This window comes from Streptomyces sp. NPDC032745, assembly GCF_055579465.1.
Genome location: NZ_JBVING010000025.1, coordinates 54,815 through 65,681 on the forward strand (window position 1 = coordinate 54,815; position 10,867 = coordinate 65,681).

A 10,867-nucleotide genomic window follows, 5' to 3' on the forward strand; every position below is an offset into this window, starting at 1 on the left:
AACCGGTCACGGGGGAGGGTACTGGCGGGAACTACCACTCAGTAAGATGAACGACCGTCACTTTTCAGTTGGCGTCCGCGTCGGCATCGGCATCGGCATCGGCATCGGCATCGGCATCGGCATCGAGGGTATAAATCCGTTGCCGGAACTGCGGGGTGTCCGACAGGCTCGCTGCCATGTCCCAGACTGCGATGTCCCAGAACGCGCGCCATGTCGCCGACCTCTTCTCCGGCGGCCGGCTCACCTCGATCCCGCGCAAGGTCGCCCGCCGCGAGCAGTTGCTCGCCCACCTCGCCGAAACCCTCTTCACGGAGGACCGGGCGTACACCGAGCCCGAGGTGAACGACGCCCTGCGCACCGTGCACGAGGACTGCTCGGCGCTCCGGCGCTACCTGATCACATCGGGCCTGCTGACCCGCACCCGGGACGGCAGCAGCTACCGCCGGGCCGGCGTCGTTGACTCGGCTATCCCCGGTACGTCTCCAGCAGCCTGAGCCAGATCTCGCTGATCGTCGGGAAGGCCGGGACCGCGTGCCACAGCCGGTCGATCGGGACCTCCCCCGCGACCGCGACGGTGGCCGCGTGCACGAGCTCGGCCGCTCCCGGGCCGACGAAGGTGACCCCGAGGAGCACTTCCCGGTCCAGGTCGACGACCATCCGGGCCCGCCCGCGGTACCCGTCGGCGTACAGGCCCGCGCCCGAGACCTTGCCCAGGTCGTAGTCGACGGCACGCACCCGGTGGCCGGCCTGCTCGGCCTCGGCGAGGGTGAGGCCCACCGCCGCCGCCTCCGGGTCGGTGAACACCGCCTGCGGCAGGGCCTGCGTATCGGCGGTCGCCGCGTGCGCACCCCAGCGGCCGGTGTCGAGCCCGGTACTGCCCGCCGCGCGGGCCGCGATCGCGGCGCCCGCGATCCGGCCCTGGTACTTGCCCTGGTGGGTCAGCAGCGCGCGGTGGTTCACATCGCCGACGGCGTACAGCCAGTCATGGCCCTCGACCCGGCAGCTGTCGTCGACCGGAATCCAGTCGCCGGGCGTCAGCCCGACGGTCTCCAGCCCGATGTCCTCGGTGCGCGGAGAGCGGCCGGTCGCCATCAGCAGCTCGTCGCCCTCCAGGAACTCGCCACCCTCCAGTACCACCCGGACGGGCCCGGTCGAGCCGTTCCGTACGACCGCCTCGACGGAGACGTCCGTACGGACCACCGCGCCGGCCTCGCGCAGCGCCTCGGCGACCAGCTCTCCGGCGAAGGGCTCCATCCGCGGCAGCAGCCGGGAGCCGCGTACGAGGACCGTGACCTGTGAGCCGAGGGCCTGCCAGGCCGTGGCCATCTCGGCGGCCACCACCGAGCCGCCCACGATCAGCAGCCGGCCCGGCGCCTGCTGGGCGGAGGTGGCCTCGCGGCTGGTCCACGGCCGCGCCCCGGCGAGGCCGGGCACGTCCGGGACCATCGCGCGGGTGCCGGTGGCGACGACCACCGCGTGCCGGGCGGCGAGCACGTGGTGCTCGCCCTCGGGGCTGGTGACCGCCACCTTGCGGACGCCGTACAGGCGGCCGTGGCCCCGGTAGAGGTGGACGCCGATCGAGTCGATCCAGTCGACCTGGCCGTCGTCCTTCCAGCTGCCGGTCCAGTAGTCGCGGTGCGCGAGCACGGCCGCTGCATCGAGCGGCCCCCCGACGGAGCCCGCGAGGCCGGGCACCCGGCGGGCGTCGGCCCTGGCCAGCGCCGGGCGCAGCAGCGCCTTGCTCGGGACGCAGGCCCAGTACGAACACTCCCCGCCGACGAGTTCGGCCTCCACGAGGGCCGTGGTCAGCCCGGCGGCGCGGGTCCGGTCCACGATGTTCTCGCCGGCCGGTCCCCCGCCGAGCACCACGACGTCGTACTCCACCGCTTCCGACACAGTCACCTTCCGGGGCTCCAGGGGCTCATGTCCCTGTCACCTTACGTGGGGACCGCGGGAGACGCGGGAGACGCGCGGCGACGCGTTCCCGCGAAGGGGCGGCGGGTGCGGTCGGCCCTCCGGTCGCCGGTCGGTGACCGGGCGGGGGCCGGCGGCGGGCCGGAGCTCAGGCCTCCGCCGTGCCGCCGTTGCCGCCCTGGCCGTCCTGGCCGTCCTGGCCGTCCTGCTGTGACGCGGCGATCTTCGCGCGCACCTCGTCCATGTCCAGCGCCCGCGCCTGCCCGATGAGGTCCGTCAGCGCGGCCTCGGGCAGTGCGCCGGGCTGCGCGAAGATGGCCACCTGGTCCCGGACGATCATCAGCGTCGGGATCGAGGTGATCTGGAAGGCGGCGGCCAGCTCCTGCTGCGCCTCCGTGTCCACCTTGGCGAAGACCAGGTCGGGGTGGGCCTCGGAGGCCTTCTCGTAGACCGGGGCGAACTGCAGGCACGGCCGGCACCAGCCCGCCCAGAAGTCGATCAGCACGAACGGGTTCTCGCTGACCGTCTGGTCGAAGTTGTCCTTGGTGAGCTCGACAGTAGCCACGGTTTCCAGACCTCCTGAGTGGTTCTTATGCAGCTTGAACGATCGGCCGGCCCCGAGCATTCCGCCCGCGGGGCCCGGGACCCGCGGGCGGCGGGTCCGGGGCCCACGGGCCTCAGAAGGGGTGCCCCGCCGGGGTCGAGCGGACCGTGGTCCAGCGCAGCTCCGTGAACGCGTCCAGGTTCGCCTCGCCGCCGAAGCGGGCTCCGGTGCCGCTGGCGCCGACCCCGCCGAAGGGGGCCACCGCCTCGTCGTTCACCGTCTGGTCGTTGACGTGCGCGATCCCGGTCGGGATCCGCCCCGCCAGCTCGAGCCCGCGCGCCGCGTCCCGGGTCACGATCCCGAGGGAGAGGCCGTACGGGCCGGCCGAGGCCAGGGCGACCGCCTCCTCCTCCGTCACGAAGGACCGTACGGGCGCCACCGGGCCGAAGACCTCCTCCGCGTAGGCGGGGGTGTCGTCGGCGACACCGGCCAGCACGGTCGGCCGGTAGAACAGCCCCTCGTGGGTGCCCCCGGCGACGAGCTTGGCACCCTGCTCCGTACTGGCCCCGACCAGGCCGTGGACCCGCTCCAGCTGGCCGCGGTCGATCAGCGGGCCCAGGTGCACCCGGTCGCGGTACGGGTCCCCCACCGCCAGCGCCTCGGCCCGCGCGGCGAGCCGCTCGACGTACTCGTCGTACAGCGAGGCGTGGACGAGGTGCCGGCCGGCCGTCATGCAGATCTGGCCCTGGTGGAAGAACGAGCCCCACGAAGCCTGTGCGACGGCGGCCTCGACATCGGCGTCCTCGAGGACGACGAGGGCGGAGTTCCCGCCCAACTCCAGGTGTGCACGCTTGAGGTGACGGCCCGCCAGCTCCCCCACGACCCGTCCGGCGGCCGTGGACCCGGTGAACGACACCACCCGTACCAGCGGGTCGGCGACCACCGCGGCCCCGGTCTCGGCGCCACCGGGCAGCACGTGCAGCAGCCCGCCGGGCAGCCCGGCTGCGGCGAACACGGCGGCGAGCGCGAGGCCGCCGCACACGGCGGTCCGCCGGTCCGGCTTGAGCACCACCGCGTTGCCGAGGGCGAGGGCCGGGGCGACCGAGCGGATCGCCAGGATCAGCGGGGCGTTGAACGGGGCCACCACGCCCACCACCCCGGCCGGGACCCGCCGGGTGAAGGAGAGGCGCGGCGCCTCGCTCGGCAGCACCTGCCCGGCCGGGCGGGAGGCCAGCGCGGCGGCCTCGTAGCACTCCTGGGCGGCGACGTGCAGCTCGAAGTCGGCCTTGCCGGGTATGGAGCCGGACTCCCGCACCAGCCACTCCCGCAGCTCCTCGGCGTGGGCGGCGAACAGGTCGCCGGCCCTGCGCAGGACGGCGGCCCGCTCCATGTGGCCGGACCGCGCCCAGTCCTCCTGGGCGGCCCGGGCCCGTACGGCGGCCTCCGCAACATCGGCGGGGGCGGCCAGCACGAGGGTGGCGAGGGTATGGCCGGTGGCGGGTTCGACGACCGGGGCGGCGCCGCCGGTGAGGGTCGTTCCGTCCTGCCAGAGCGTCGGTTCGAGGAGCGGCATGGCGCGGGGCCTCCGGTGGGGATGGGCGGGGCGGGGGGCGGCAGCACGCGCCATCGTGCCAGACCGGAGGCACCACATCTGTTCAGTTATTGGGCAGTTGGCAGTCCGCCGTGACCGGAAACGATCGACGGCCGGGCGGCGTACGCCAGTTCAGGGGGCGCGTTCAGCGCTCCAGCACGAGGGCGATGCCCTGACCGACCCCGATGCACAGCGTCGCCATGCCGGTGCCCGAGCCGGCCGCGGCCAGCTGGTGCGCCACCGAGCCGGCCAGCCGCGCCCCGGAGGCGCCGAGCGGGTGGCCGATCGCGATGGCACCGCCGCGCGGGTTGAGCACGGCCGGGTCCAGCTCCGGCCAGGCCGCGACGCAGCCCAACGCCTGTGCCGCGAAAGCCTCGTTGAGCTCCAGGGTGGTCAGGTCGGCCAGACTCCGGCCCGCCTTGGCGAGCGCCCGCTGCACGGCGTCGACCGGGCCCAGGCCGAAGAGCTGCGGCTCGATACCGGTGACCGCGGAGGCACTGATCCGGGCGAGCGGCTCCCGGCCGGTGGCCGCCAGACCTTCCTCGTCCGTCAGCAGCAGCGCCGCCGCGCCGTCGTTGAGCGGGGAGGCGTTGGCAGCCGTCACCGTGCCCGTACCGTCCGTCCGGAAGGCGGGCTTCAGGCGGGCCAGCGCCTCGGGCGTGGAGCCCTCGCGGATGCATTCGTCGCGTACGAGGTCCGCCCCGGGGTACGGGACGACCTCGTCTCCGTACAGCCCGGCGGCCCAGGCGGCCGCCGCCTTGCGGTGGCTCTCCAGCGCGAAGAGGTCCTGGGCCTCGCGGGTGATGCCGTGCTTCTCCGCGATGAGTTCGGCGCCCTCGCCGAGCGAGCCCGTCCACTCCGCGGGCATGCGCGGGTTCGTCATCCGCCAGCCGAGGGTGGTGGACCACATCTGCTGGTGGCCGGCCGGGAAGGCCCGTTCCGGCTTCTGCACCACCCAGGGGGCACGGCTCATCGACTCCACGCCGCCCGCGATGGCGACGGACGCGTCGCCCAGCGCGATCGCCCGGGCGGCCTGGATCACCGCTTCGAGACCCGAACCGCAGAGCCGGTTGACGGTGACCCCGGGGACGGACACCGGGAGCCCGGCGAGCAGTACGGCCATCCGGGCCACGTCCCGGTTGTCCTCGCCCGCACCGTTGGCGTCGCCGAAGACGACGTCGTCGATCCGTGCGGGGTCGAGGTCGGGCGTACGGTCCACCAGCGCCCGCACGACGTGCGCGGCGAGGTCGTCCGGGCGGACCCCGGCGTAGGCGCCGCCGAACTTGCCGATCGGGGTGCGGACGGCGTCGACGACGTACACGTCGCGGACACTGCGTCCGTCGCGGGCGGTGCGGATGCTCATCGGGGCTCTCCTGGGCGGTCCGTACGGGCGGCGCCGGGGCGGTGCCGGGGTCGGCACCCGGTACGGCGCCGGGCGCGCCCGGTGGGGCGCGCCCGCAGTCTCCGTCCGCAGGTCACCGCCTGTCAACGACCCTCTGCCGGCCATGCGCGGACGGCTCGGCCGGCCGGGGCGGACCGTCCCGGGCCTGCGGACCGCAGGCCTGCCGTCACAGGCCTGCCGTCACGACCTGCCGTACGGGCCCGCCGTCAGGTCGACTCCCGGTGGACGGCCACGGCGGCGATCAGGTCGTGGCGCTGCGTGATCTCGGACGGCTCGCGCACCGCCTGGTCCACCAGCGCGGCCAGGTGGTCCCCGGTGGGCAGCTCGATCTGCACCGTACTCAGCCGGGGCCGCAGCAGCCGGCCGATGAGCAGGTCGTCCGCGCCCATGACCGCGACGTCCTCGGGGACCCGCAGGCCCTCGTCGAGCAGGGCGCGCATCAGCAGCATCGCGTACTCGTCGTTGTACGCGAACACCGCGTCCAGGCCGAGGGAGCGCCAGCGGGCGGCCAGGGCGGCGGCCGACTCCTCCGAGTAGGCCATCGGGAGCGGCTCGATCGCGGCGGCCCCGATCGAGCGGGCGCCCTCCAGCCGGGGCGTGGAGAAGAGCTCCAGCCCCTCCTCCTCGGGGACGACCACCCCGATCCGCCGGTGGCCCCGCTCTACGAGGTGGGCGGCGGCCCGCGCGCCGACCTCGCTCTGGTCCATGACGAGGGCGTGGGCCCCGGGGACGCCGACCGGGCCCATCGTTATCACCGCGCGGGCGCCTGCCCGCTTGAGCGTGGCCACGTTGTGCGCGGACAGGGCGATCTCACCGAGGGAGATCACCGCGACCGGGCGCAGCTCGGCCCAGGCGCGGGCGGCCTCGTCGCCGCTGAGGCCGAGGCTGCCGTACTGGACCACGGTGTAGTCGAGGCGGCGCAGCGACCACTGGAGCTCGTTGAGGAAGGCGCTGTAGAGCGGGCCGATCGGCACGTGCGAGGTGGGCAGCAGCACGATCCGGGTGTGCCCGGCGCGCAGGCTGCGGGCGGCGGCGTGCGGCACGTACCCGAGTTCCTCGGCGGCCTGGCGGACCTTGCGGCGGGTCGGTTCGCTGATGCGTACGGCTTCCGCGTTGTTCAGGACGTACGAGACCGTCGCGCGCGACACACCGGCGAGCCGGGCCACGTCGGCGCTGGTCGGCACGGGGGCCGGCTTCGGCGATTTCGATGACTGTGACATTGCCGTCGCATCTTTCCAGACCGATTGCGTCCGGGGGCTAGCGGATGGCCGGAAACGAATGCTACACAGTGGTTACACGATTCATTGACACGTGTAACCCTGGCGTCACATCCCGTTCCCCGGGGCAGCGCAGCACGTGTCCGACCGTGTCCCGCCGTGCCGTCGCCCTGTCGTGTTCCGTCGCACCCCCGCCGTCACGACAGGGCGGCGCGCACCCTCCCCGCACTCCCTCCGAGCCCTCCTCCACGCCCCGTCCCCACACCTCCCTGCGCCCCTCACCCTCACCCACCCTCATCCGCCCGATGAACCCGCCCAGGAGGGCACCGTGGCCCTTTCCTCCCCCGGCGCCGGCACCGCCGGAGCCACCCCTGACGACGCGTCCGCCGCATCCGCCGCCACCGCCGCGCGCGGTCCCGGACGCGGCCTGTTCCCGCTGCTGCTCCTCGGCAACAGCGCGATGTACGCGCTCTACATCGGCGTCGCCGGTGTCCTGCTCGCCCTGCAGGTCGAAGACATCGATCCGGCGAACAAGGTCTCGAACTTCGGCCTGATCGCGGGGGTCTCGGCGATCTTCGCCACGGTCTTCAACCCGGTCGCCGGCGCGCTGTCCGACCGCAGCGGACGGCGCAATCCCTGGATCCTCGGCGGCGGACTCGCCGCCGTACCGGCGATGTTCCTGCTCGGCGTCGCCGACACGATCCTGCTGATCACGATCGCCTGGTGCCTCGGCCAGGCCGTCATGAACGTCTACCAGGCCGCCCTCACCTCCGTGGTCCCCGACCGGGTCCCGAAGTCCGCCCGCGGCAAGGCCTCCGCGGCCGTAGGGCTCGGCCTGCCCTTCGGCTCCGCCCTCGGCGCGCTGCTCGGCGCTGCCTTCTCGGAGGACTACCGCACCGGGTACCTCGTATTCGGCGCGATCGTGGCGGGCGCCGCGGTACTGTTCACCGCCTGCACGCGCGAGGAGCGGCTCCCGGCGCGCGCCCCGATGCCCGTCAGGGCGCAGCTCGCCGCCTTCACCGGCGCCCTGCGGGACCATGACTTCCGGTGGGCCTTCATCGGGCGGGCGCTGCTGGTCCTCGGGTACTTCGCGGTCAGCGGCTACCAGCTGTACATCCTCCAGGACCACACGGTGCTGCCCGACGGCATGGAGCCGGAGGCCGCGGTGGCGGTGCTCATGCCGCTGACCAGCGTGGCGATGGTCGTTTCCACGGTCCTCGGTGGTTACCTCTCCGACCGGTTCGACCGCCGCAAGCTCTTCGTGGGCGCCTCCGCGCTGCTGTCGGCCGTCGCGCTCGTGATCCCCGCCGTGTCGACCAGCTGGACGGCGATGCTGGCCTTCGCGGCCGTCAACGGGCTCGCCTTCGGCTGCTACATGGCCGTGGACACGGCGCTGGTGACCATGGTGCTCCCGAAGGCGGAGGACGCGGCCCGCGACATGGGTGTGCTCAACATCGCCAACGCGGGACCGCAGATCATCGCGCCGTTCATCGCCTCGGTGATCGTCTCGCTGAGCGGCGGCTACACGGCGCTGTTCGTCGTAGCGGCGGCCCTGGCGGTGGCGGGCGCCCTGGCGGTGAAGCCGATCCGCAGCGTGCGGTGAGGGCCGGCGGGCACCGCCGCTTTCGATTCCGGGGACCTCTCCCCGCCCCACTCCCCCTCCGGCTCTTCCCTCCCACGCTTTTGCCGTGCACCCCGTTTCCCGAGAAAGGCATCACCGTGCAACTGCACACCCACACCTGGGGCGAGGGCGACCGCGTCGCCCTCCTGATCCACGGCATGATGGCCGACCACCGGACCTGGCGCCGGGTGGGTCCCGCACTCGCCGAGCGTGGCTACCGCGTCATCGCCGTGGACCTGCGGGGTCACGGCGCCAGCGGGCGCGGCGAGTACAGCCCGAAGCTCTTCGCGGACGACGTGGTCGAGACCCTGCCGACCGGCGCCGACCTCGCCATAGGCCACTCGCTGGGCGGGCTGGCCCTCTCCCTGGCCGCGGACCGGCTGAAGCCGAAGCGGGCGGTGTTCTCCGACCCGGCCTGGCATCTGGCCAGCCCGGCAGAGGACCTGGGTCCGGAGGTGTTCGTGCAGTTCAAGTCCGCACCCAGGGAGCAGATCAAGGCGATGAACCCGCGCTGGGAGGAGGCCGACGTCGACGTCGAGCTGGAGACCCTGGCCCTGTGGGACGAGTCGACGGCGCTGAGCCTGGCCCCGTTGTTCGGTACGGACCTGATGCCGCCGGCGCCGGTGGTCCCCTCGCTCGTACAGCTCGCCGATCCGAGCTTCCTCATCTCCCCGGAACGGGCCGCGCACCTCGAGGAGCGCGGATTCGAGGTGCGGTCGGTCACCGGCGCCGGACACACCATCCACCGGGACGACTTCGACGGGTTCATGGCCTCGCTGGAAGGCTGGATCCAACCGCTCTAGCCACCCTCGGCCCCTGCCCGTTACCGTCGGTCCTACCGAGCGGTAACGGGGAGGTCCGATGTCGGTGACGTCAGGTACGAAGGCTTCAACTGTCCCTCCTGCGGACCCTTCCGGTTGTCCCGGGCTGGTCGACACGGCGCGGGCACTCGCCGAAGGAGGCATCTCCGCACGCCGGTTGACCGAGGAGGCCCTGGAGCGGATCTCAGCCGCGCAGCCCGAGCTCAACGCCTTCCGGATCGTACGGACCGAGGCCGCGCTCGCCGAGGCGGACGCGGCCGACCGGCGGCTGGCCGCAGGCGAGCGGCTCCCGCTGCTCGGCGTACCGGTCGCCGTCAAGGACGACATGGACGTGACCGGGGAGCCGACCGCCTTCGGCTGCGCCGGGGAGTTCCCGCCGAAGACCGCCGACAGCGAGGCCGTACGGAGGCTGCGCGCGGCCGGCGCAATCATCGTCGGCAAGACCCAGACGCCGGAACTGGGGCAGTGGCCCTTCACGGAGGGCCCGGCGTTCGGCGTGACCCGCAATCCGTGGAACCCGGCCTACACGCCCGGCGGTTCCTCCGGCGGCTCGGCGGCCGCCGTGGCCGCGGGACTGGTCCCGGCGGCGCTCGGGTCCGACGGGGCGGGTTCGGTACGGATCCCCGCGGCCTGGACCCATCTGGTGGGGGTCAAGCCGCAGCGGGGACGCATCTCCACCTGGCCGGAGCCGGAGTCGTTCCACGGGCTGACGGTCAACGGCGTGCTGGCCCGCACCGTCGCCGACGCGGCGCTCCTGCTGGACGCCGCGAGCGGCCAGCACCCCGGGGACCGGCACCACCCGGCACCCGTCTCGGCGGTCGAGGCGACCGGCCGCACCCCTCGCCGGCTGCGCATCGCCCTGTCGTTCGGGATGGCCTTCACGGCGACGCCGAAGTCCCTCGATCCGGAGGTCCGTTCGGCCGTGGAGCGACTGGCCGGGCGGCTCGAGTCGCTGGGCCACGAGGTGGTCCCGGAGGACCCGCGCTACGGGCAGATCGGCCTGACCTTCGTCCCCCGGGCGACCCGGGGCGTACGGGACTGGGCGTCCCGGGTGCCGGATCCCGCCCTGCTGGACCCGCGCACGCACGAGGCCATGCGCACGGGCCGCATCCTGGGCGGGCTGCCGCTACGGGTGTCCCGCCGGGCGGAAGTGCTGCTGCGGCGGCGGATCGGGGAGATCTTCGGCCGGTTCGACGTGGTCCTGACCCCGACGACGGCAACTGCGCCGCTCCGGATCGGGGCCCTGTCCGGGCTGGGGGCGATGGCCACGGACCGGGCGATGATCGCGGCCTGCCCGTACGCCTGGACGTGGAACGTCCTGGGCTGGCCGGGGGTCAACGTCCCGGCGGGCCTCACGGCCGATGGCCTCCCGATGGGAGCCCAGCTCCTGGGCCCGGAGGGAGCGGAACCGCTGCTGCTGGCGCTGGCTGCGCAGGCGGAGGCGGCGGAGGCCTGGACGCAGAGGTGGCCGGGCGGGGGGTGAGGGGGCGGGGAATGAGGGGCGGGGAATGAGGGGGTCGGGTGAGCTGACGGGGGTGGGGGGCGGGGTCCGTGCGCCCGGCGCCGGTGGAGTTGGTCGGAGGCCAGGGGCCGGGGTCTGCCGACCCGGCGCCGGGAGGGTCGGCCGGGACGCCCTGGTCGGGGTGCCGGCCGACCGGCGTCGGTGTGTGTCCGGGGGCGTCCCGTCAGTCCACTGTCCTTCCGTGTCGTGCCGGTCCCTCAAGGGCGCTCCCTGCGGTCGCGTCGCTTCGCGATGT

9 protein-coding genes are annotated in these 10,867 nt (G+C 73.9%); 4 read left to right on the forward strand and 5 right to left on the reverse strand.

Translation table 11 applies throughout. The features are described from left to right. Positions 1-176 precede the first annotated feature (176 nt). Complete coding sequence (locus ACZ5WG_RS39080; protein WP_468729414.1) at positions 177-494, forward strand: DUF2087 domain-containing protein; 318 nt, start codon at positions 177-179, stop codon at positions 492-494. Here the strand turns inward: ACZ5WG_RS39080 and ACZ5WG_RS39085 are convergent. From ACZ5WG_RS39085 to ACZ5WG_RS39105, 5 genes are all read right to left on the reverse strand, one after another. Beyond that, positions 466-1,896, reverse strand: a complete 1,431-nt coding sequence (locus ACZ5WG_RS39085; RefSeq protein WP_468729425.1) for a dihydrolipoyl dehydrogenase family protein — start codon at positions 1,894-1,896, stop codon at positions 466-468. The genes ACZ5WG_RS39080 and ACZ5WG_RS39085 overlap by 29 nt on opposite strands. 166 nt (positions 1,897-2,062) lie before the next feature. Beyond that, positions 2,063-2,479 carry a thioredoxin family protein gene (locus ACZ5WG_RS39090; protein ID WP_468729415.1) on the reverse strand — a complete coding sequence of 139 codons (417 nt, stop codon included), beginning with the start codon at positions 2,477-2,479 and terminating at the stop codon, positions 2,063-2,065. A gap of 112 nt (positions 2,480-2,591) precedes the next feature. Then, complete coding sequence (locus ACZ5WG_RS39095) at positions 2,592-4,031, reverse strand: aldehyde dehydrogenase family protein (RefSeq protein ID WP_468729416.1); 1,440 nt, start codon at positions 4,029-4,031, stop codon at positions 2,592-2,594. Positions 4,032-4,194: 163 nt separating this feature from the next. Continuing rightward, complete coding sequence (locus ACZ5WG_RS39100) at positions 4,195-5,412, reverse strand: thiolase family protein (protein WP_468729417.1); 1,218 nt, start codon at positions 5,410-5,412, stop codon at positions 4,195-4,197. A gap of 245 nt (positions 5,413-5,657) precedes the next feature. Then, positions 5,658-6,671: a LacI family DNA-binding transcriptional regulator gene (locus ACZ5WG_RS39105; RefSeq protein WP_468729418.1), complete on the reverse strand. Its 1,014-nt coding sequence runs from the start codon at positions 6,669-6,671 to the stop codon at positions 5,658-5,660. Positions 6,672-6,996: 325 nt separating this feature from the next. On the opposite strand from ACZ5WG_RS39105, the gene ACZ5WG_RS39110 reads away from it, so the two are divergent. The 3 genes from ACZ5WG_RS39110 (at position 6,997) to ACZ5WG_RS39120 (ending at position 10,593) form a co-directional block, all read left to right on the forward strand. Continuing rightward, positions 6,997-8,271, forward strand: a complete 1,275-nt coding sequence (locus ACZ5WG_RS39110) for an MFS transporter (RefSeq protein ID WP_468729419.1) — start codon at positions 6,997-6,999, stop codon at positions 8,269-8,271. Between the two features lie 116 nt (positions 8,272-8,387). Next, positions 8,388-9,092 (forward strand): alpha/beta fold hydrolase, encoded by a 705-nt coding sequence (locus tag ACZ5WG_RS39115; RefSeq protein WP_468729420.1) that lies wholly within the window; start codon positions 8,388-8,390, stop codon positions 9,090-9,092. A gap of 58 nt (positions 9,093-9,150) precedes the next feature. Continuing rightward, the gene (locus tag ACZ5WG_RS39120) at positions 9,151-10,593 is read left to right on the forward strand and encodes an amidase (protein ID WP_468729421.1); all 1,443 of its coding nucleotides are present in this window, start codon (positions 9,151-9,153) and stop codon (positions 10,591-10,593) included. The last annotated feature ends 274 nt before the right edge of the window (positions 10,594-10,867 follow it).

Coding starts and splice junctions, on each gene's coding strand:
- ACZ5WG_RS39080 (WP_468729414.1), top strand. CDS start 177: ATGTCCCAGACTGCGATGTCCCAGAACGCGCGCCATGTCGCCGACCTC.
- ACZ5WG_RS39095 (WP_468729416.1), bottom strand. CDS start 4,031: ATGCCGCTCCTCGAACCGACGCTCTGGCAGGACGGAACGACCCTCACC.
- ACZ5WG_RS39100 (WP_468729417.1), bottom strand. CDS start 5,412: ATGAGCATCCGCACCGCCCGCGACGGACGCAGTGTCCGCGACGTGTAC.
- ACZ5WG_RS39105 (WP_468729418.1), bottom strand. CDS start 6,671: ATGTCACAGTCATCGAAATCGCCGAAGCCGGCCCCCGTGCCGACCAGC.
- ACZ5WG_RS39120 (WP_468729421.1), top strand. CDS start 9,151: ATGTCGGTGACGTCAGGTACGAAGGCTTCAACTGTCCCTCCTGCGGAC.